An 18,713-nucleotide genomic window follows, 5' to 3' on the forward strand; every position below is an offset into this window, starting at 1 on the left:
TTGGTAGCGCTAACAGCGGACGGGGGAGAAAGTGCGCTTGCAGCGAGTCATCGGCGTCATCGCCTTCTTGTACGTCGCGGTGTTCGCGCACGCAGCACATGCGGCCGCGTACAAGAATTTCCGGGTTGCGATCTACGTCACGGTCCACGACACCAAGCGGCTCGCGGACCCCGCCACCTTCTCGCGCGATTTCGCCCGCGTCTCCTCGCAGCTCAGCTTCGACAAGGTCTATATCGAGGCCTACCGAGATCGGCAGATGGCGACCGATGCCGAGCTGGAGACGGTCAAGCGCGCGTTCCAGGCAAAAGGCATCCAGACCTCCGGGGGCGTCACGCTCGCCGCCGGCGGCTCGGGCGGGCAGTTCGGGACCTTCGATTATGAGAATCCGGCCGACCGCGCCGAATGCGAACGCGCGGTCCGCCTGATCGCGCGCCATTTCGACGAAGTGATCCTCGACGACTTCTTCTTCTACACCTCCAAGTCCGACGCCGACATTGCGGCGAAGGGCAACCGCAGCTGGACCGATTACCGCGTCGACCGGATGCGCGAGGCGAGCCGCAACCTGGTGCTTGGTCCGGCGCGCCAGGAGAATCCGCGGGTCCGGGTGATCATCAAATATCCCAATTGGTACGAGCATTTCCACGGCCTCGGCTACGACCTTGCCGAGCAACCCAAGATGTTCGACGGTATCTACACCGGCACCGAGACGCGCGATCCGGTGATCACCGACCAGCTGCTGCAGCAGTACGAGAGCTACGAGATCTACCGCTATCTCTCGAACGTCAGGCCGGGCGCGAACCTCGGGGTTTGGGCCGATACGTACGACACGCGGTCGATCGACCGCTATGCCGAGCAGCTGTGGGACGGTCTGTTCGCCAAGGCGCCCGAGCAGATGCTGTTCAACTGGAGCCCGATGGCGGAGGCCAAGCCCGCGACCGCGGGGACGCGTCCTTGGGCGAAGCAGGCCACCAGCTTCCGTTGGCCTGCCGGCGCCGGCGGATGGGCGAGCGCCGCCAATGAGGCGCTGCATGTCGTCGACAGCGCGCTGGCGGACCTCGGCAAGCCGGTGGGCGTCGCCAGCTACCGTCCGCCGCACGCGACGGGCGAGGACTTCCTGCACAATTACATTGGCAACCTCGGCGTGCCGGTCGAGCTCTATCCGGAATATCCGGCGGCCGCGCATACGATCCTGCTGACGCAGGCCGCGGCGGCCGATCCGCAGATCATCGCCAGGATCGACGCCAGCCTGCGCGGCGGCGCCAACGTGATCGTCACCTCGGGCTTCCTCGAAGCGATGCAGGGCAAGGGCTTCGCGCAGCTCGCCGACTGGCAGGCGACCGCCCACACGATTGCGATCAATCAATATTTCGACGGCTTCGGCGCGGGCAAGGGCACCGAACTCAAGGAGCCCGGCAAGACCAAGCCGGTGCTGTTCCCCGAAGTGCGCTTCTACACCAACGACAGCTGGGGGATCATCCGTGGCGTCGCGACGGCGAAGGGCTTCCCGATCGTGCTGATGAACCGTTATTCGAAGGGCACGCTTTACCTGTGGACGATGCCGGAGAATTTCGGCGACCTCTATTCGCTCCCGCGCCCGATGGTCACGCGGATCAAGCAATATCTGTTCGCCGACCTCCCGGTGCAGATCGATGCGCCCGATCACGTCGCGCTGTTCACCTACGACAATGGCGCGTTCGTGGTGGAAAATTTCCGCGACGATGCGGCAAATGTGCGCGTCATCCGCAAAGCCTCGGCGGCTGAAGCGGTGACAATCCCGGCCCACAGCTTCCGGCTGTTCCGCCGCTGAAGCTGGTAAACGCGGCGGCAACCAGCTTCCTTCAGACAGTCATCAACCATGCTCGTCTAATTAACGAAGCGTGGAACCAGTGCATGCTCCGAGTGGACGCGGGGCGGGCACGAGCTGAAGTGGATGCGACATGAAACATGAAGCGATTCTGGAAGGGCAGGAGCTGCTCTCCAGGGACCCCCGCGTCGATGCCGAGTTTGCCGTGCGCGTGCATTGCCAGGCGGGCGAGATCGAGGCCCAGGTCCTCAACCTGTCGAGCGACGGCTTCCGCCTCCATACCGAAAATCCGCTGCAGGCCGGCTGGGTGGTGACGCTCGAGGCGTCGAAGAATTTCCCGGTGAAGGCGCTGATCTGCTGGGCCTGCGGGCAGGATGCCGGCGGCGTCTTCGCGGAGGCGGTTGCGCTGTAAATCGACACCCGCCAAGGGTCACATGCAGGGACCAATGGCGCAGGCGGTACCAAGGGCAGCGACGAACGTTCCAACATATTCAAGCGCGACGTAAGCGGCCAAGATCAGAACCTTTTTCCACGGCTTCCACGGACCGAGCGCGATCAACATCGCTCCGACCGCTATGACGACGACGAAGAACAGCGGGCTCATCGTCATCAAGGAGTCAAAACCCCACTTAAAGGTGGCCACCTGCCAAAGAATGGTCGCTCCAATCGGCAGACTGAGCGCCAAAATGATCCGCTCGAGCGCACTCATGGTTACACCCGCAACGCCGCGGCGGCTTCGGCTTCGCGTTTCAAATTGCGGGCGAGCTGGGCCATTCCGTTGAGATATTGCGGCGGGCAATTCACATCGCGGTAATCGAGCTGCGCGGCGGCGCGCAGCGTCCAGAAGGGATCGATGAGGTGCGGTCTCGCCAGCGCGACGAGATCGGCCCGGCCGGCAGCAAGGATCGAATTGGCGTGGTCGGGCTCGTAGATGTTGCCGACGGCCATGGTCGCGAGCTTGCCTTCGTTGCGGATGCGGTCGCTGAACGGGGTCTGGAACATGCGGCCGTAGACCGGCTGCTGCCCGGCCCAGCTCTGGCCAGCCGAGACGTCGATGAGGTCGGCGCCTTGCTGAGCGAACGCCTCGCCGATCAGCACCGCCTCGTCGGGCGTGATCCCATCATCGCCGGCCCAATCCGTCGCGGAGATGCGCACCGACATCGGCTTGTCGGACGGCCAGGCGGCGCGCATCGCCGCGAACACTTCCAGCGGGTAGCGGAGGCGATTCTCGAGGCTCCCGCCATAGTCGTCGGTGCGCTTGTTCTGCAGCGGCGTGATGAAGCTCGCGAGCAAATAACCGTGGGCGGCGTGGAGCTCGACCATGTCGAAGCCGGCTTCGAGGCCCATACGCACCGCGGCGACGAACTGGTCGCGCACCACGTCCATGTCGGCGCGGGTCATTTCGCGCGGCACCTGGTTGACCGGCGACCACGGCACATCACTCGCCGCCATCACCGGCCAGTTGCCGGCGTCGAGGGGCAAGTCATTGCCTTCCCAGCCGAGCCTGGTCGAACCCTTGCCGCCGGAGTGGCCGAGCTGGAGGCAGATCTTCGCTTTCGACTGGGTGTGGGCGAAGTCGACGATGCGCTTCCACGCAGCGACATGATCGGCGTTCCACATGCCGGTGCAGCCCGGGCTGATCCGGCCTTCGGGCGAGACGCAGGTCATCTCCGTGAAGACGAGTCCGGCGCCGCCAATCGCGCGCTCGCCGTAATGGACGAAGTGAAAGTCGTTGGGCACGCCGTCGACCGCCGAGTACATCGCCATCGGCGAGACGGTGACGCGGTTCATCACCTCCATTTCGCGCAGCTTGAGCGGCGCGAACATCGGCGGCGCAATCGTGTTCGAGCGCCCGTCCGTAGCGCGTTTCCAGAACCATCGCTCGACCGTCTCGAGCCAGTCGCGGTCGCGCAGGCGAAGGTTCTCGTGGCTGATCCGTTGCGAGCGGGTGAGCAGCGAATAAGCGAACTGCAGCGGCTCGAAATGCGTGTAGCGCTCGAGCGTCTCGAACCATTCGGTCGAGTTGCGCGCGCTATTCTGGAGTTTGAGCACTTCGAGTGATCGCTCGGCCTGAAATTCGTCGAGCGCGGCTTCGAGCGAGAGGCCGGCGCGGTTGAGAACGTCGGCCAGTTTGATCGCGTCTTCGAGCGCGAGCTTGGTGCCCGAGCCGATCGAGAAATGCGCGGTGTGCGCGGCGTCGCCGAGCAGGATGACATTGCCGCCCGACCAGCGCTCGCACTTGATGCGCTTGAAGCTCAGCCAGGCGGCGGAGCCGACAAGGTGCGAGGCGTTCGACTGCAACGCATGGCCATCGAGATATTTGGCGAACAATTTCTCGCACGCCGCGATGGCGTCGGCCTGGCTCATCCGGTCGAAGCCGAAGCTGCGCCAGGTGCCCTCAGAACATTCGACGATGAAGGTCGAGCAGTCGGGCGCGAAGCGGTAGGCGTGCGCCCAGATCCAGCCGTGCTCCGTCTCCTCGAACGCGAAGGTGAAGGCGTCGAACACCTTCGAAGTGCCGAGCCATACGAACTTGTTCGCGCGCACGTCGACGTCGACTCCGAACGCTTCGGCTTGCGCGTCGCGGAAGCGCGAGTTGATCCCGTCCGACGCGATGACCAGGTCGTAGCCGCGCCACTTGGGATCGGCGGGATCGCATTCCGCTTCGAAGTGCAGGGTGACGCCGAGCTCGCGGGCCCGGCCCTGGAGGATTTCGAGCAGGCGCTTGCGGCCGATGCCGATGAAGCCGTGGCCCCCCGAGGTGATCGTCTCCCCCCGGAAATGGACGTCGATGTCGTCCCAGTGCGCGAATTCGGCGGCGATGACCGCGGCCGACGCCGGGTCGTTGCGGGTCAAATTCTCGACCGTCTGGTCGGAGAAGACCACGCCCCAGCCGAAGGTCACGCCCGGCGGATTGCGCTCGAAGACATCGATCTCGTGCGCCGGCTCGCGCAGCTTCATCGAGATGGCGAAGTACAGGCCCGCGGGCCCGCCGCCGACGCACGCGATCTTCATGCGCGAGGCCCGCGAAACGCAGCAAACGGAGCGATCCCACACGCGTGCGTGTGCGCACCCGCACGAATCGCCGCGAAGCGCGTTTTGAGACCTGCCTCGAGACTGCCGCGCCGCATCGCCGCAGCATGGCACAGCAGTGCGCCTGTAGGACAGAGGCAAGCGGCGCTGTTCTCGGCGCATGGTCCATGTTAAGTTCAAGGCGGAGGGCCAGCCGATGGTGCGAACGCCCGGAATGTCCAAGCGCGCCCCGCGAGTCGATGTGCGCAAGCCGGCAATCGTCATCAACTCCGACGGGGTGCAGGTCGAAGCGACGATCCTCGACATTTCCGGCAGCGGATTCCGGCTGCACGTCCTCGACAAGCTGCACATCGGGGAGTTCGTCAGCCTTCGGGTCGACGACGAGCTTGTGCCGGCGCAGATCCGGTGGGTGCTCGGCGACGAGGCGGGCGGCGCGTTCCTTGCGCCGGCGGGGGCGGCCACTTTGTAACCGCCAGGCAGGAGTATGGCGATGGGCGAGGAGCCTCCAAAGGAAGGCACGGACCGCGAGGGCGAGCGCAGGCAAGGCGATCGCCGCGGCGGTGAGCGAAGATCCGTCGAGCGCGTTCGCGTCGATAAAGCGAAGACAGACCGGCGCAAGGACGAGCGGCGCAAATAGGCGCGCTGTCAGTCGATGAACTGACCGAGAATCGCATTGAACTCGTCCGGCTTCTCCAGATTGGCCAGATGGCCGGCGCCGGCGATCAGCGCCATGCGCGCGCCGGGAATGAGATCGGCGAGCGCGTCCGACAGCGCGGGCGGCGTGATCACATCCTTGTCGCCGCACACCACGAGCGTCGGCACGCGAATGGCGGCCGCCCGGTCGCGCTGGTCGGCGAGCCACACGGCTTCGGCGCCAATGCGGTAGGCGGCGGGATCGATGCGCGACATGGTCTCGACCACCTCGCGGCGGACCTGCGGGTCGGCGGGCTGGGCGAGCAGAACATCGACGCGCGCCTGCGCCATGGCGGCGAGATCGAGACTTCCGGCGAGCGAGCGCTCGTAGATCGCGCGGCCTTCGGGGTGCACGGCAAACGTGTCCGCGAGGATCATTGAGGCGCAGCGCTGCGGCACCGAATCGTGCATGGCGATGGCGACGACCCCGCCGAGCGACAGGCCGCAAATGTGTGCGCGATCGATGTCGAGCGCTGCCATCGCCGACAGGATCGCTTCCGCATAATCGTCGCGCGTGGTGCCCTCCGGCGCGGGATCGCTGTCGCCGTAGCCCGGATAATCGAAGGCGATGGAGCGGCGCGTGCGGCCGAAATGCGTGAGCTGCGGATGCCAGACCGATTTGTCCGAGCCAACGCCATGGAGGAAGACGATCGGCGTCGCGTCGCCGCCCCCGGCTTCCACATAGCCGATCTCGTGGCCCATGCTGGTTGCGACGCGCGGCATCAGCTTCATCTTGGCAGCGCACCGCCGCGCGCGCTAGCGTCGCGGCGATGGCGCGGATGACGGTCAACGGCGAAGGCGTGAACTACAGGCTCGATCCCGAGACGCCTTTGCTGTGGGCGCTACGCGATGCATCGAACCTGACCGGCACCAAATATGGCTGCGACAGCCGCGACTGCGGCGCGTGCACGGTGATCGTGGACGGCCGCGCGGTGATGAGCTGCGGCGTCGCCTTGCGCGACCTCGAAGGCGCGAGCGTGACGACGATCGAGGGCTTGTCGGCCAATGGCGCGCACCCCGTGCAGCAGGCTTGGCTCGCCGAGCAGGTGACCATGTGCGGCTATTGCGAGCCGGGGTTCATCATGGCGATCGCGGCGCTGCTCGAGGCTAGCCCGCAGCCGAGCGAGGAACAGATCGCGAGCTTGCCGAACATCTGCCGCTGCGGCGCTTACCCACGGATCCGCAAGGCGATCGCGCGCGCGGCGCAAGCCGCGGCCGCGCCTGCCGTTCGAGGCTGAATATACGCACACGAAACAATTCAGCCGCCGCTCATCTCCCCAGGCGCACTTCTCATCGCAAGAATTGAGAGGTCATTGTCATGCGTAAGATCATTCTATCCATTCTTTTGGCCGGGGCGGCGGCGTCGCCGGCGCTCGCACAGGATCAAGGCCGCCGGCACCACGACGACGCGCAGGCCGACCGCACGGCGGCGCACGAGGAGCGTCAGCAGGCGCGCGAGCAGGCGAGAACCGAGCATGCCGCTCAGGGCCAGCCCGCGCAGGCGCAAGTGGAGCAACGGCCGCAGCCGGTCGTGGAGCAGCGCGCCGCGCCGCAATTCGAACAGCGCCGCCAGGTCGAAGCCGGCCAACAGGCGGGGGGCGAGGGCCGCGGCTTTGGCGGCCGCCGCTTCGAGGACCGCAGCAATGCGCAGGCGCAGGTTCAGGCTCCGCAGCCCGAGCAGCGGCGGACTTTCGATGGCCGCAACGGTTCCGGCGGGACCGGCGGCCGCTCGAACTGGACCGGCGACCGGCAGGCGCAGGGCGGGACATGGAACGGCGGTACTTTGCGGCAAAGCGAGCGCCCCACGCCAAACGTCATGCGCGACCGCAATTCGCTCTACGTCAACGACCCGCGGCGGCGGCAGTCCCAGCAGCAGGCCGACGGGCGCCGCTGGGCGAGCGGGACGTGGAACCGCGACTGGCGCAACGACCGCCGTTACGACTGGCGCCGCTATCGCGACCAGCACCGGTCGATCTTCCGCCTCGGAATCTATTACGATCCGTTCGGCTACGGCTATCGGTCGTTCGACATCGGCTACCGGTTGTTCCAGGGCTATTACGGCCAGCAATATTGGATCGATCCGGGGCTCTACGGTTTGCCCTACCCGCCGCCCGGCACGCAGTGGGTCCGTTACTGGAACGATGCCTTGCTCGTCGATATGTACACCGGCGAAGTGGTCGACGAGATCCGCGGCTTCTTCTGGTAGAGCGCACCTGCTCATTGATCGAAGGGGCGTTGCGAGCCTAATCGCAGCGCCCCTTTTTGCATTCACGACAATTTGATTTGAGGTTTCGATGAACCATGCGTGCCGCCTGATTCTTTCCGCCGCGCTCGTTGCGCTCGTCCCCGCCGGCGGCAGCGCTCAGCCAGCGGGCCCCGCGGCGAGCCGGCAGAGCGCGCACGATCGCCTGTTCGACCTGTTCCGGCAGAGCGACGAGGCGTACCTCAAGCGCAACCCGCTGCAGGCGCTGTTTCGCGGCGACTATCGCTATGCCGACCGGCTCGGCGACCTGTTCAGCGACGCGCATTATCAGGGGGAAAAAGCCGCTGCGGAGGCCGATCTCGCCGCTTTGCATGCTCTCCCGCGTGCCGAGCTCGGCGCCGACGACCAGATCGCTTACGACGTATTCGAATACCAGACCCGCGACACGCTGCGCGGACTGCAGCCGGATCTGTTGCGGCTCAACGAAGCGCTGCCGATGAACCATTTCTACGGCCTGCACACCCAATATCCCACGATCTCGAGCGGGCAGGGCGGCGCGCCGTTCCAGACCGTCGCCGATTACGAGAATGCGCTGAAGCGCAACCGCGACTTCGCGGCCAATGTCGACGAGGCGATCGCGCAGTGGCGCAAGGGCGAGGCGGAAGGCGTGGTCGATACTCAGCTCACCGTCCGCAACATGATCGAGCAGCTCGACAACCAATTGAAGCTCAAGCCCGAGGAGTCGCCTTATTGGGGGCCGATCAAGGCCTTTCCCAATGCGGTCGGAGTGGCGGACCGGGCGCGGCTGACGCAGGCCTTCCGCGCGTCGTTGACCGGCACCGTCTATCCCGCGCTGTCGCGCCTGCGCGATTTCCTCAAGAACGACTATCTCGGCCACGCGCGCGCCGGTGCCGGCCTCATGTACATGAAGGGCGGCGACGCACTTTATCGCTACGAGGTCGAGTCGACGACCACGCTGCCGATGACACCAGAGCAAATCCACCAGCTGGGCTTGAGCGAAGTCGCGCGAATCACGACCGAGTTCGAGAAAGTCCGGCAGCAGATGGGCTTCAAGGGTAGTCTGCAGCAGTTCTTCGACTACATGCGCAGCAGCCCGAAGTTCCAGCCGAAGACGCGGCAGGAGCTCGAGCAGGGGTTCGCGTCGGTCAAGCGCCAGGTCGAGGCGCAGGTGCCGCAATATTTCTCGCTGGTGCCGCGGACGCAGCTCGTGATCCGGCCCTATCCGCCCTACCGTGAGAAGTTCGAAGCGGGCGGTTCTTATGACGCCGGGACGCCTGACGGAAGGCGCCCGGGGACATTCTATTACAACGCCTACGACCTGCCCTCGCGCAGCATCTGCGAGGAGACGACCCTGTTCCTGCACGAGGGCGAGCCGGGGCACCATTTCCAGATCAGCCTGGCGCAGGAGGACGCGGCGCTGCCGAGCTTTATGCGCTTCGGCGGCAACACGGCGTACGTTGAGGGTTGGGCGCTGTATTCGGAATCGCTCGGCTACGCGATGAACCTCTACAACGACCCGTGCCAGCGCTTTGGCAATTTGAACGACGAGATGCTGCGCGCGATGCGCCTCGTCGTCGACACCGGAATCCACGCCAAGGGTTGGACCCGCGACCAGGCGATCCGCTACATGCTCACGAACTCGGGGGAATCACAGACCGACGCGACGGCCGAGGTCGAGCGCTATATCGCGATTCCGAGCCAGGCGACGGCGTACAAGGTCGGTCAGCTGACGATCACGCGGCTGCGCGAAAAGGCCAAGGCGGCGCTCGGCGCGAAGTTCGACATCCGCGAATTCCACGCCCAGGTGCTGGGCTCGGGCGCGCTGCCGCTGACCATCCTCGAGGCCAAAATCGACCGCTGGATCGCCGCCAAGAAGGTGAGCTGATCAGCCGCTGACGCTGGCGGAATCGAGCGGGACGAACGGCTCGAACTTCAGCTGACGTTTGACGAAGCTGGTTTCGTAGCGGTGGACGGTGGCGTCGGCGACGAGCACGCGCTCGGCGACCTCGTTGAACTCGGCGATCCCGGCGCAGTCGAACACCAGCATGAAGTCCCAGGAGCCCGCGAGCTCGTAGCAGAATTGCACCTGCGGCGCGGCGCGGATGCGCTGCAGCAGCAGCGCCTTGCCGTGCTGGTCGGCATGTTCGCCGAGCGTGACCAAGACCATCGCGCGGATCCGGCGGTCGGCGAGCCGGTCGCTGAGGAGCGCGATCGTCCGCGCGATCCAGCCATCCTTGCGCAGGCGGCGCAAGCGGCGCGCGATCGCGGACGGTGACAGCGCGACGCGGGTGGCGAGGCGCTCGGCGGTTTGCGACGCATCCTTCTGGAGCAACTCGAGCAGGGCGAGGTCGAACGTGTCGAGCATCGGGCTACTCTGCCAAATTTTGGCACAGCGCGCATCATTTTTGCGCACTGCTGGCAATGTTCATGCGGACAATGGTGTCGTTCATCCGACCGACAGCGGAACTCCTGTGCATTGCGGCAGGACCTCGCGATGAGGAGCAGGGGGAGCGTGATGCCGCGGATGTTCGAGTTGAAACGAGACACACGATCGGCCGGTGAGCCCGCAGCATCCGTCCGGGGCGAGCCTGCCGCGCCGGCGCCCGCGGCCGGGAGCTATCCCCCGATGCCCCCAGCCGCGGCGCCGGCCAAGGCGTTGTTGGCTGGGATCGCGGCCTTCGCCTTGATCTCCATGGCGGTGCCGGCGATCGCCGCGTGCGGACCCGGCGCCAAGCCTGCCGCGGGTCACTGCCGCACTGCGTCCCGGCGGCTGCAGCTGAAACCGGCGGAAAAGCGCAGACCGATCGCGGTCAAACCCGGGCTCGGGGGCGGTTCGACCCTGGATTTGAGGCGGCTCGCGCCTGACCTGATGCCATGAAGGTCGCCGGTGAGGCGTTCGTCGAAATTCTGCGGACGACGCGTCGACCACCCATGGAACGGCAACACCGGCGACGGAAGGGGACAAAGCAGGAGGCGCGGCCAATGGCAAAGCACAGGCTGAAGTTGCTGGTCCTGCTGATGGCTTTCTCGGTCGCGCCGGCATCGGCCAGGCAAAGCCCAGCAACGCTGATTGCCCAGCCGGCCGTCGTCGCCTGGAGCGACGATTCGATCACCTGTCCCCATGAGCGCGCGCGCCTTGCCGCAGCTGCCGCCGCTGCCGTCGCGGCTTCGGAGAAGCTCGCGCCGACCCCGATCACCTTGACCGATCGTGTTCCGCCGGATGCGCCGCTGCTCGGGCGCGGATCGGCGTTGTTCACGCCCTAGGCGGCTACGCTGTCCAAAGCCTCCGCGATCAGCCGGCGGCTGTTGTCGATCCCGTAAAGCGCGATGAAGCTGCCCATCCGCGGACCCTGGCTTGAGCCGAGGAGGGTTTCGTAGAGCGCCTGGAACCATGCGCGGAGGTTTTCGAACGGGTGGCGCTTGCCGACTTCGAAGACCTGCGTCTGGATGTCCTCGGCCGGTGCATCCACGGGCAGCTCGGCGAGCTCCGAATCGAGATCACGCAGGGCCTCCGCCTCCATCTTGCTCGGCGCCCGGCGCTTCAGCGTCGGACCGACGAAATCGCGCGCGTAATTGACCGCGAGGCCGATCAGCTCGTCGAGCTCCTGGTCGCTTTCGGCCGACGTGCCGGGCGCATAGCGCTGGACGAACTTCCACACGGTGTCCTTGTCGGCCATGCCCGGCAGGCTGACGAGGTTGAGCAGCAGGCCGTAGGTCACGGGGAGGGTGCTGGCGGGCACGTCCCCGCCGTGGATGTGGTGCACGGGGTTGCCGAGCTTCTGCTCGACCGGCTGGCCCGGATAATTTCCGCGGAACTGCCAATATTCGTCGACCGCGCGGGGGATGACGCCGATGTGCAGGCTCTTGGCGCGCCTCGGCTCTCGATAGATGTAGAAGCTCAAGCTCGGCTCGCTGCCGTAGCGCAGCCATTCCTCGAGGCTTAGGCCGTTGCCCTTCGACTTGGAGATCTTCTCGCCTTTCTCGTCGAGGAACATCTCGTAATTGAAGCCCTCGGGCGGCCGCGCGCCGAGAATGCGGGCGATCTTGCCGGACTGGGTGACGCTGTCGATCAAGTCCTTGCCCGACATCTCATAGTCGACCCCGAGCGCCACCCAGCGCGCCGCCCAGTCGACCTTCCATTGAAGCTTGGCGAGGCCGCCGAACGCCGATTGCCGGATGCGGCTGCCGTCCTCGTCATCGAACGCGATCAGCCCGGCTTCGGCGTCGATCACCTCGACCGGGACCTGCAGCACGCGGCCGGTGGAGGGCGAGATCGGCAGAAGCGGCGAATAGGTCTTGCGCCGGTCCTCGCCGAGCGTTGGCAGCATGACATTCATGATGCCGTCCCAGGCGTGCAGGACCTTGCGGATCACCTCGTCGAAGCGGCCGCTGGTGTAGCAATCGGTCGCGGACAGGAATTCGTATTCGAAGTTGAATCGGTCGAGAAAGGTTCGCAGCATAGAATTATTGTGTTCAGCGAAACTTGGGTGCGTGCCGAACGGATCGGGGATCCGGGTCAGTGGTTTCCCGAGATACTCGGCGAGCATCCCTTGGTTGGGGACGTTGTCCGGGACCTTGCGCAGCCCGTCCATGTCGTCGCTGAACGCGATCAGCCGTGTGGGATTGCCGGTCAGCTCCTCATAGGCGTGGCGGACGAAGCTGGTCCGGGCGACTTCGTTGAAGGTGCCGATGTGCGGCAGGCCGGACGGGCCGTAGCCGGTCTCGAAGACCATGGGATCGCCGGCCGGTTTGGCGCCAGGAATCCCATTGGCGGCCCAGCGCTTCAGCAGCTTGCGCGCCTCCTCGTACGGCCAGGCCTTGGACTGCAAAGCGGCAGAACGGATGTCATCGGCGTCCAATTGCGTTGCTCTTCTGTTCTCTTGGCGGCAGGGTCGCGGCGATGGCCGATCCTTTGCCGCTTCCCGCGCTGCACGCAACCCACGCCGGAATCTGGCTGGCCGATGTCACGGGCGACGCGCGCGAGGCCAGCCGCGGCGAGGCGATCGCCAGGGCCGCGGAGACTCCCCACATCATCCTCAACGCGCCGCTGGTCGGTCAGCGGCTCGGCTATCCCGAGCTCAGCGGGCTCGACCTGCTCGAATTGTTCGCGTTCGTGCATCCGGCGCGGTTCGCGGTGCCGACAGCGGCCGGGCTGAGCCGGGCGCTCGGCCTCGAGCCGCCCGCGAGCGACGCGGATGCCGCCGCGGCATTGCAGCGCATCGCGCAGCGTTTGCTGGCGGTGTTCGACGATGCCGAGTGGCGGGAACGCGAGGGCGCGTGGACATCCAATGCGACGCTCCACCGGCTGGGCTGGGGCTGGGCGCCGTTGATCGGCTCCCGGCTCGAACGGCCCGAGCGCGGCGAAAGGATGCTCTTCTCGCGCCTCAAGCAGTGGGACGAAAGCGCCGAGCGGCCGCCGCCCCGACCCGTGCTGGTGTCACCGGCCGATGCGGGATCGAAGCTCGACCAGCTGACCGGCCGGGCCGAGGCGCGCGAAGGCCAACGCGCGATGGCCGAGGCAGTCACGGGGGTCTTCGCGCCCAAGCCCGCGAAGGGTTCGCCCAACGTGCTGCTGGCGGAGGCCGGTACCGGGATCGGCAAGACGCTGGCCTATCTCGCGCCGGCATCGCTGTGGGCTGAAAGCTCGGGTGGGACAGTGTGGGTATCGACCTTCACCAAGGCGCTCCAGCGGCAGCTCGACGCCGAGGGACCGAAGCTGTTCGCCGACCCGGACGAGCGAGCAAAGCGGATCGTCGTTCGCAAGGGGCGCGAGAACTACCTCTGCCTGCTGAACCTCGAGGACGCGCTCCAGGGCGCGTTCGCGGGCCGCGCCGCCGTGCTCGCGCAACTGGTCGGGCGCTGGGCGGCTTACACCAAGGACGGCGACATGGTCGGCGGCGACCTGCCGGGCTGGCTGCCGAGCCTGTTCCGGCGGGCGGGCGCGGCCGCGCTGACCGACCGGCGCGGCGAGTGTGTTTATGCCGGTTGCCCGCATTACCGCCGCTGCTTCATCGAGCGCGCCGAGCGGTCGAGCCGCGAGGCCGACATCGTCATCGCAAATCACGCGCTGGTGATGGTCAACGCCGCCCGCGCCCGCGAGGACGCGCCGGGGCGCATCCTGTTCGACGAGGGGCATCATCTGTTCGATGCCGCCGATTCAACCTTCGCGGTCGCGTTCGGCGGGCAGGAGTCGATCGAATTGCGCCGCTGGATCGTCGGGCCGGAAGGGCGGTCGCGCGGGCGACGGCGCGGGCTCGCGGCGCGGCTGATGGATGTCGCGTCCTACGACGAGGAAGGCGCGCGAGCGCTCGATGCGGCGGTCGAGGCGGCCAAGGCCCTGCCGTCGGACGGCTGGCTGCAGCGCCTCGTTGAAGGTGCGCCATTCGGGCCGATCGAGGCGTTGCTCGCCGAGGTTCGGGGCACGGTCTATGCCCGCGCCAAGGCGCAGGAAGCGGGCTATGGGCTAGAAACGGAGCTTGCCGAGCCCGACGGTGCCCTGGTGTCGGGCGCAGCCGCGGCGGTCGAGTTGCTCGACAGCCTGGGCAAGCCGCTCGCTGCCCTCGCGCGGCGGTTGGAAGCGGTGCTCGAGGACGCGCCCGATTGGCTCGACGCCCAGGCGCGGGCGCGGGTCGAGGGCGCGATCCGCGGGCTGTCGTGGCGGCGCGAGACGGTCGCGGCGTGGATCGCGTTGCTGGCGCGCATCGGGGGCGAGGCGGACCCCGAATTCGTCGACTGGCTCGCGGTCGAGCGGGTCGACGGGCGCGAATATGACGTCGCCATCCATCGCCGCTGGCTCGACCCGACCAAGCCCTTGGCGGCTGCGGTGATGGCGCCTGCCGACGGCGTGTTGGTCACCTCGGCGACGCTGCGCGGCGGCGAGGACTGGCCTGCGGCGGATTCGCGCACGGGCGCGCTGCACCTGCCCGGCCCCGCCGCCCACTTCGAAGCCGAAAGCCCGTTCGACTATGCCGCCTGCGCCGAAGTGCTGATCGTCACCGACCTCAGACAGGGTGACATCGCCTCGCTCGCGGGCGGCTATGCGCGCCTGATCGAGGCCGCCGGCGGCGGGACGCTCGGGCTGTTCACCGCGATCCAGCGATTGAAGGCGGTGCATGCGCGGATCGCCGACCGGCTCGCACGCGAGGGACTGCCGCTGCTTGCGCAGCATGTCGATCCGATCGATGCCGGGACCCTGGTCGACATCTTCCGCGACGACCCGCGCGCGTCTTTGCTCGGCACCGACGCGCTACGGGACGGGGTCGACGTGCCCGGCGAATCGTTGCGGCTGGTGGTGATGGAGCGCGTGCCGTGGCCGCGCCCGACGGTGCTCCACGCGGCGCGGCGGATGGCGGGCGGAGGCAGCGCCTATGACGATAGGGTCGTCCGCGCGCGGCTCGCCCAGGCCTTCGGCCGGCTGATCCGGCGGCAGGGCGATTGCGGCGTGTTCGTCGTTCTCTCGGCGGCATTCCCGTCGCGGCTCCTCAGGGCGTTTCCGGGCGGGGTTCCGATCAGCCGGGTACCGCTCGACGAGGCGATTGCACGAATCACGGAGCGGCTGAGAGTGGGCGCATCGGCGCCGATCGAGCTCGTCGAATGAAGCGGCTCGCTGTCCTGCGGCATGCCAAGTCGGACTGGGGCGACGCGCAGATCGACGATCACAACCGCCCGCTGAACGAGCGCGGGTGGAAGGCGGCGCGGTGCATGGGTCGCGAGCTGAAACAGCGCGGCATCAAGTTCGACCTTGTCCTCGCCAGCACCGCGGCGCGCGTGCGCGAAACCCTCGACGGCTTGCGGGAGAAATATGATTTTGGATCGGCGCCGATCCAGTTCGAGCCGCTTATGTACACAGCGGGCGAGGCGGAGTTGCTGTCGCTCGTGCGCGATCTTCCGGAGTCGGTGCATGCGCCCTTGCTCGTCGGCCACAATCCAGGCCTCGAGCAGCTGGTGAAGAATTTGACGCGTGATGACGGGCGCGGCCTGCGCGGCCGGATCGCGCATAAATATCCGACCGCGGCGTTTGCGCTCGTCGAATTGCCGGCGCACCGTTGGGCCGACGTCGAAAGCGGAAGCGGCGAGTTGGTCGAGCTGATCCTGCCGAAGGATCTCGACTAGCTGTCGAGCGCGGCAGTCAGGCGGTTGCGCAGGGCAATCAGCCGGAACACATCGACGCCGCTCTGAACCTCGTCGTTGGGCTCGACACGCGGCGCTGGCGCCGGTGGCGTGGCGGACATCGGCGCGGCTTCGCCCTTGTCGCGCAGCACCTTCTGCACGCCGCGGACGGTATAGCCTTCCTGGTTAAGCAGCCGATGGATACGCCGCGCGAGATCGACGTCGGCGGCGCGGTAATAGCGTCGATTGCCGGCGCGCTGCATCGGGCGGAGCTGCGGGAAGCGCGTCTCCCAGTAGCGCAGGATGTGCTGGGCGACTCCAAGCTCGTGCGACAGTTCGCCGATCGTCAGGAGCGCGCCGGGATCTTTTTCTCCGGCGGCGATCAAAGTCAGCCCTTCGCGATCCGGTCGCGCATGATCTGGCTCGCGCGGAAGGTCATCACTCGGCGCGGCGCGATCGGAACCTCAACCCCGGTCTTCGGATTGCGGCCGACTCGCTGGCCCTTGTCGCGCAGGATGAACGTGCCGAAGCCTGAGATCTTGACGTTCTTCCCTTCCGACAGGGCGTGGCACATGTGGTGCAGCACGCGCTCCACCAGGCTCGCCGATTCGGCGCGCGACAGGCCGAGCCGGCGGTGCACGACATCGGCGAGGTCGGCGCGCGTCAAGGTGACGCCGTCGGCCGCTTCTTTGTTGACCCGCGCGATCCCGAGATCGGCCATCTTAATCTCCCGGCTCTGGACGGCGTTCCCCCGCCGCTTCGATTACGCTCTCGTAACGGAATTCCGTCATGTCGGCAATTCGACTTGTCGCCGGATATTCCAAACTTTTCAATACCTGAGCGCTGCCGCGCCCCATGTAAATCCACCGCCCATCGCTTCCAGCACGACGACGTCGCCGCGCTTGATCCGCCCGTCCTTGACGGCCGTATCAAATGCCAGGGGGACGGAGGCTGCGGAAGTGTTGGCGTGACGGTCGACGGTGACCACCACTTTCTCGGGCGGCAGGCCCAATTTCTTCGCCGTGGCGTCGAGAATCCGCGCGTTCGCCTGGTGCGGGACGACCCAGTCGACATCTTCGGCGGTAAGGCCCGCCTCGCTCAGCACCTCGTTGAGGACGCCGGCGAGGTTGACCACCGCGTGGCGGAACACTTCGCGGCCCTTCATCCGCAATTTGCCGACGGTCCCGGTGGTCGAGGGCCCGCCGTCGACGAACAGCAAATCGTTGTGGCGGCCGTCGGCGTGGAGCTTGGTCGCGAGGATCCCGTTCTCGGTTTCCTCCGCGCGCAGCACCAGCGCGCCGGCGCCGTCGCCAAATAACACGCAGGTCGCGCGGTCTTCCCAGTCGAGGATCCGGCTGAACGTCTCGGCGCCGATCACCAGCGCCGTGCGGGCATTCCCGGAGCGGAGCATCGAATCGGCGACGGTCAGAGCGTAGAGGAATCCGGTGCACACGGCGTGGACGTCGAAGGCGATGCAATCGTCGATGCCGAGCGCCGCCTGGACCTTGGTCGCGGTCGACGGAAAGGTCTGGTCCGGAGTTGCGGTCGCTAGCACGATGATGTCGATCGCGCGCGCGTCGATGCCGGCATGCTCGAGCGCGCGGCGCGCGGCGTCGGTGGCCAGCGTGCCCGTGGTCTCGCCGTCGGACGCGATGTAGCGGTTGCGGATGCCGGTGCGCTCGACGATCCACTCGTCGGTGGTGTCGACGGTCTTCGCCAATTCCTCATTGGTGACCAGGCGCCTGGGGAGCGCGCTGCCGACTCCGGCGACGACCGAGCGGCGAGTCATTCCGCGGCCTCGCCGGCGAAGGCATGGGCGCGGAAATTGTCGAGATCTTCGCCGATCTTCCTGGTGATATCGTTGCGGACCAGGCTCGCGGCGACGTGGATTGCGTTGGCGACGCCCTTCGAATTGGCGCCCCCGTGGCTCTTCACGATCAGGCCGTTCAAGCCAAGGAAGACCGCGCCATTGTGATTGTTGGGATCGAGATGGACCTTGAGCAGGTTCACCGCCGGACGTGACAGCGCGAAACCGGCCTTGGACCTCAGCGAGCTCTTGAATGCGCGCCGAAGCAAATCGGTGACGAAGCGCGCGGTCCCCTCGGCCGTCTTGAGCGCGATATTGCCGGAAAAACCGTCGGTGACGATCACGTCGACCCCGCCGCGCGACAGCTGGTCGCCCTCGGTGAAGCCGTCGAAGCGGAACGGCAGATAGTCGGCCTCGCGCAGCAAAGCGGCCGCGTCCTTCAGCTCATCCGTGCCCTTCAACTCCTCGGTGCCGATGTTGAGCAGCTTGACGCGCGGCGCGCCGATGCCGAGCACGCACCGGGCATAGGCCGCGCCCATGACCGCGAACTGCACCAGGTTCTGGGCGTCGCACTCGGTGTTGGCGCCAAGATCGAGCATCACCGAATCGGTCTCGCCCAGGGTCGGCAGGAGCGCAGCGAGCGCCGGGCGGTCGATCCCGGGCATGGTGCGCAAGGCGAGCTTGGACATGGCCATCAGCGCGCCGGTGTTGCCGCCCGACAGCGCGGCGTCGGCGGCGTGCTCCTTCACCGCGTTGATCGCCATCCCCATCGAGGTGGTCCGCGCGCGGCGGATCGCCTGGCTCGGCTTGTCGCTCGGGGCGATCGATTCCGGCGCGTGGATGAGCGCGCAATTGGCGGCGAGGTCGCGGTGATCGCCGATCTGCGATTCGACCTGGCGCTCGTCGCCGTAGAAGGTGAAGCGCAGGCTCGGGTCGCGGCGAAGCGCCCGCGCTGCGCCGGCGATCATGGTTGCGGGGCCGGCGTCACCCCCCATGGCGTCGATGGCGATTCGTGGGCCCGCGGCCATGTTGGGGCCGGTCTT

The 18,713-nt window shown here is 66.9% G+C and carries 19 protein-coding genes; 10 read left to right on the forward strand and 9 right to left on the reverse strand.

All coding sequences use genetic code 11. The features are described from left to right. Window positions 1-37: 37 nt before the first annotated feature. Both ACJ8FR_RS08390 and ACJ8FR_RS08395 read left to right on the forward strand, forming a co-directional pair. On the forward strand, window positions 38-1,807 hold the full coding sequence (locus ACJ8FR_RS08390; RefSeq protein WP_407828175.1) for a hypothetical protein: 1,770 nt from the start codon (window positions 38-40) through the stop codon (window positions 1,805-1,807). A gap of 130 nt (window positions 1,808-1,937) precedes the next feature. Continuing rightward, on the forward strand, window positions 1,938-2,216 hold the full coding sequence (locus tag ACJ8FR_RS08395; protein ID WP_407828176.1) for a PilZ domain-containing protein: 279 nt from the start codon (window positions 1,938-1,940) through the stop codon (window positions 2,214-2,216). Between the two features lie 18 nt (window positions 2,217-2,234). Here the strand turns inward: ACJ8FR_RS08395 and ACJ8FR_RS08400 are convergent, their stop codons facing one another. Both ACJ8FR_RS08400 and ACJ8FR_RS08405 read right to left on the reverse strand, forming a co-directional pair. Then, window positions 2,235-2,513 carry a hypothetical protein gene (locus tag ACJ8FR_RS08400; protein WP_407828177.1) on the reverse strand — a complete coding sequence of 93 codons (279 nt, stop codon included), beginning with the start codon at window positions 2,511-2,513 and terminating at the stop codon, window positions 2,235-2,237. Window positions 2,514-2,515: 2 nt separating this feature from the next. Continuing rightward, window positions 2,516-4,819 carry a bifunctional salicylyl-CoA 5-hydroxylase/oxidoreductase gene (locus tag ACJ8FR_RS08405; RefSeq protein WP_407828178.1) on the reverse strand — a complete coding sequence of 768 codons (2,304 nt, stop codon included), beginning with the start codon at window positions 4,817-4,819 and terminating at the stop codon, window positions 2,516-2,518. A gap of 178 nt (window positions 4,820-4,997) precedes the next feature. On the opposite strand from ACJ8FR_RS08405, the gene ACJ8FR_RS08410 reads away from it, so the two are divergent. Further along, window positions 4,998-5,306: a PilZ domain-containing protein gene (locus tag ACJ8FR_RS08410; protein ID WP_407828179.1), complete on the forward strand. Its 309-nt coding sequence runs from the start codon at window positions 4,998-5,000 to the stop codon at window positions 5,304-5,306. A 176-nt stretch (window positions 5,307-5,482) separates the two neighbouring features. Here ACJ8FR_RS08410 and ACJ8FR_RS08415 read toward each other — a convergent pair whose 3' ends face one another. Further along, entirely contained in the window at window positions 5,483-6,253 is a 771-nt protein-coding gene (locus ACJ8FR_RS08415; protein WP_407828180.1) for an alpha/beta fold hydrolase, read from the reverse strand. Window positions 6,254-6,300: 47 nt separating this feature from the next. On the opposite strand from ACJ8FR_RS08415, the gene ACJ8FR_RS08420 reads away from it, so the two are divergent. The 3 genes from ACJ8FR_RS08420 to ACJ8FR_RS08430 all read left to right on the forward strand — a co-directional run bounded on the left by ACJ8FR_RS08420 (window position 6,301) and on the right by ACJ8FR_RS08430 (window position 9,639). Continuing rightward, a complete protein-coding gene (locus ACJ8FR_RS08420) occupies window positions 6,301-6,768 on the forward strand; it encodes a (2Fe-2S)-binding protein (RefSeq protein ID WP_407828181.1) in 468 nt (155 codons plus the stop codon). Between the two features lie 80 nt (window positions 6,769-6,848). Continuing rightward, window positions 6,849-7,736 (forward strand): RcnB family protein, encoded by an 888-nt coding sequence (locus tag ACJ8FR_RS08425; RefSeq protein WP_407828182.1) that lies wholly within the window; start codon window positions 6,849-6,851, stop codon window positions 7,734-7,736. Between the two features lie 88 nt (window positions 7,737-7,824). Continuing rightward, window positions 7,825-9,639, forward strand: a complete 1,815-nt coding sequence (locus ACJ8FR_RS08430) for a DUF885 domain-containing protein (RefSeq protein ID WP_407828183.1) — start codon at window positions 7,825-7,827, stop codon at window positions 9,637-9,639. Here the strand turns inward: ACJ8FR_RS08430 and ACJ8FR_RS08435 are convergent, their stop codons facing one another. Next, window positions 9,640-10,119, reverse strand: coding sequence for an Lrp/AsnC family transcriptional regulator (locus ACJ8FR_RS08435; RefSeq protein WP_407828184.1), 480 nt, complete (start codon window positions 10,117-10,119; stop codon window positions 9,640-9,642). Window positions 10,120-10,269: 150 nt separating this feature from the next. On the opposite strand from ACJ8FR_RS08435, the gene ACJ8FR_RS08440 reads away from it, so the two are divergent. Together ACJ8FR_RS08440 and ACJ8FR_RS08445 are read left to right on the forward strand one after the other, a co-directional pair. After that, window positions 10,270-10,632, forward strand: a complete 363-nt coding sequence (locus tag ACJ8FR_RS08440) for a hypothetical protein (RefSeq protein WP_407828185.1) — start codon at window positions 10,270-10,272, stop codon at window positions 10,630-10,632. Window positions 10,633-10,736: 104 nt separating this feature from the next. Beyond that, on the forward strand, window positions 10,737-11,018 hold the full coding sequence (locus tag ACJ8FR_RS08445) for a hypothetical protein (protein WP_407828186.1): 282 nt from the start codon (window positions 10,737-10,739) through the stop codon (window positions 11,016-11,018). On the opposite strand, the gene ACJ8FR_RS08450 is transcribed toward ACJ8FR_RS08445, so the two are convergent. After that, window positions 11,015-12,613 carry a lysine--tRNA ligase gene (locus tag ACJ8FR_RS08450; protein WP_407828187.1) on the reverse strand — a complete coding sequence of 533 codons (1,599 nt, stop codon included), beginning with the start codon at window positions 12,611-12,613 and terminating at the stop codon, window positions 11,015-11,017. The genes ACJ8FR_RS08445 and ACJ8FR_RS08450 overlap by 4 nt on opposite strands. Window positions 12,614-12,654: 41 nt before the next feature. On the opposite strand from ACJ8FR_RS08450, the gene ACJ8FR_RS08455 reads away from it, so the two are divergent. Next, a complete protein-coding gene (locus ACJ8FR_RS08455; protein WP_407828188.1) occupies window positions 12,655-15,351 on the forward strand; it encodes an ATP-dependent DNA helicase in 2,697 nt (898 codons plus the stop codon). Beyond that, window positions 15,348-15,866: a SixA phosphatase family protein gene (locus ACJ8FR_RS08460; protein WP_407828189.1), complete on the forward strand. Its 519-nt coding sequence runs from the start codon at window positions 15,348-15,350 to the stop codon at window positions 15,864-15,866. The genes ACJ8FR_RS08455 and ACJ8FR_RS08460 overlap by 4 nt, the downstream gene beginning before the upstream one ends. Here ACJ8FR_RS08460 and ACJ8FR_RS08465 read toward each other — a convergent pair. The 4 genes from ACJ8FR_RS08465 to plsX all read right to left on the reverse strand — a co-directional run bounded on the left by ACJ8FR_RS08465 (window position 15,863) and on the right by plsX (window position 18,698). After that, window positions 15,863-16,249 (reverse strand): MerR family transcriptional regulator, encoded by a 387-nt coding sequence (locus ACJ8FR_RS08465; RefSeq protein WP_407828190.1) that lies wholly within the window; start codon window positions 16,247-16,249, stop codon window positions 15,863-15,865. The genes ACJ8FR_RS08460 and ACJ8FR_RS08465 overlap by 4 nt on opposite strands. Window positions 16,250-16,251: 2 nt before the next feature. Continuing rightward, window positions 16,252-16,584 carry an integration host factor subunit alpha gene (locus ACJ8FR_RS08470; RefSeq protein ID WP_407828191.1) on the reverse strand — a complete coding sequence of 111 codons (333 nt, stop codon included), beginning with the start codon at window positions 16,582-16,584 and terminating at the stop codon, window positions 16,252-16,254. Window positions 16,585-16,692: 108 nt separating this feature from the next. Then, entirely contained in the window at window positions 16,693-17,652 is a 960-nt protein-coding gene (locus ACJ8FR_RS08475) for a beta-ketoacyl-ACP synthase III (RefSeq protein WP_407828192.1), read from the reverse strand. Then, complete coding sequence (gene plsX / locus ACJ8FR_RS08480; protein ID WP_407828193.1) at window positions 17,649-18,698, reverse strand: phosphate acyltransferase PlsX; 1,050 nt, start codon at window positions 18,696-18,698, stop codon at window positions 17,649-17,651. The genes ACJ8FR_RS08475 and plsX overlap by 4 nt, the downstream gene beginning before the upstream one ends. Window positions 18,699-18,713 lie beyond the last annotated feature (15 nt).

This window comes from Sphingomonas sp., assembly GCF_045810705.1.
In the GTDB taxonomy this organism is placed as follows: Bacteria; Pseudomonadota; Alphaproteobacteria; order Sphingomonadales; family Sphingomonadaceae; genus Sphingomicrobium.

Excerpts from the sequence above, each read along its gene's own strand:
- ACJ8FR_RS08395 (WP_407828176.1), top strand. The coding sequence starts at position 1,938 with ATGAAACATGAAGCGATTCTGGAAGGGCAGGAGCTGCTCTCCAGGGAC.
- ACJ8FR_RS08400 (WP_407828177.1), bottom strand. The coding sequence starts at position 2,513 with ATGAGTGCGCTCGAGCGGATCATTTTGGCGCTCAGTCTGCCGATTGGA.
- ACJ8FR_RS08405 (WP_407828178.1), bottom strand. The coding sequence starts at position 4,819 with ATGAAGATCGCGTGCGTCGGCGGCGGGCCCGCGGGCCTGTACTTCGCC.
- ACJ8FR_RS08410 (WP_407828179.1), top strand. The coding sequence starts at position 4,998 with ATGGTCCATGTTAAGTTCAAGGCGGAGGGCCAGCCGATGGTGCGAACG.
- ACJ8FR_RS08415 (WP_407828180.1), bottom strand. The coding sequence starts at position 6,253 with ATGCCGCGCGTCGCAACCAGCATGGGCCACGAGATCGGCTATGTGGAA.
- ACJ8FR_RS08420 (WP_407828181.1), top strand. The coding sequence starts at position 6,301 with ATGGCGCGGATGACGGTCAACGGCGAAGGCGTGAACTACAGGCTCGAT.
- ACJ8FR_RS08425 (WP_407828182.1), top strand. The coding sequence starts at position 6,849 with ATGCGTAAGATCATTCTATCCATTCTTTTGGCCGGGGCGGCGGCGTCG.
- ACJ8FR_RS08430 (WP_407828183.1), top strand. The coding sequence starts at position 7,825 with ATGAACCATGCGTGCCGCCTGATTCTTTCCGCCGCGCTCGTTGCGCTC.
- ACJ8FR_RS08435 (WP_407828184.1), bottom strand. The coding sequence starts at position 10,119 with ATGCTCGACACGTTCGACCTCGCCCTGCTCGAGTTGCTCCAGAAGGAT.
- ACJ8FR_RS08440 (WP_407828185.1), top strand. The coding sequence starts at position 10,270 with ATGCCGCGGATGTTCGAGTTGAAACGAGACACACGATCGGCCGGTGAG.
- ACJ8FR_RS08445 (WP_407828186.1), top strand. The coding sequence starts at position 10,737 with ATGGCAAAGCACAGGCTGAAGTTGCTGGTCCTGCTGATGGCTTTCTCG.
- ACJ8FR_RS08455 (WP_407828188.1), top strand. The coding sequence starts at position 12,655 with ATGGCCGATCCTTTGCCGCTTCCCGCGCTGCACGCAACCCACGCCGGA.
- ACJ8FR_RS08460 (WP_407828189.1), top strand. The coding sequence starts at position 15,348 with ATGAAGCGGCTCGCTGTCCTGCGGCATGCCAAGTCGGACTGGGGCGAC.
- ACJ8FR_RS08470 (WP_407828191.1), bottom strand. The coding sequence starts at position 16,584 with ATGGCCGATCTCGGGATCGCGCGGGTCAACAAAGAAGCGGCCGACGGC.
- ACJ8FR_RS08475 (WP_407828192.1), bottom strand. The coding sequence starts at position 17,652 with ATGACTCGCCGCTCGGTCGTCGCCGGAGTCGGCAGCGCGCTCCCCAGG.
- plsX (WP_407828193.1), bottom strand. The coding sequence starts at position 18,698 with ATGGCCGCGGGCCCACGAATCGCCATCGACGCCATGGGGGGTGACGCC.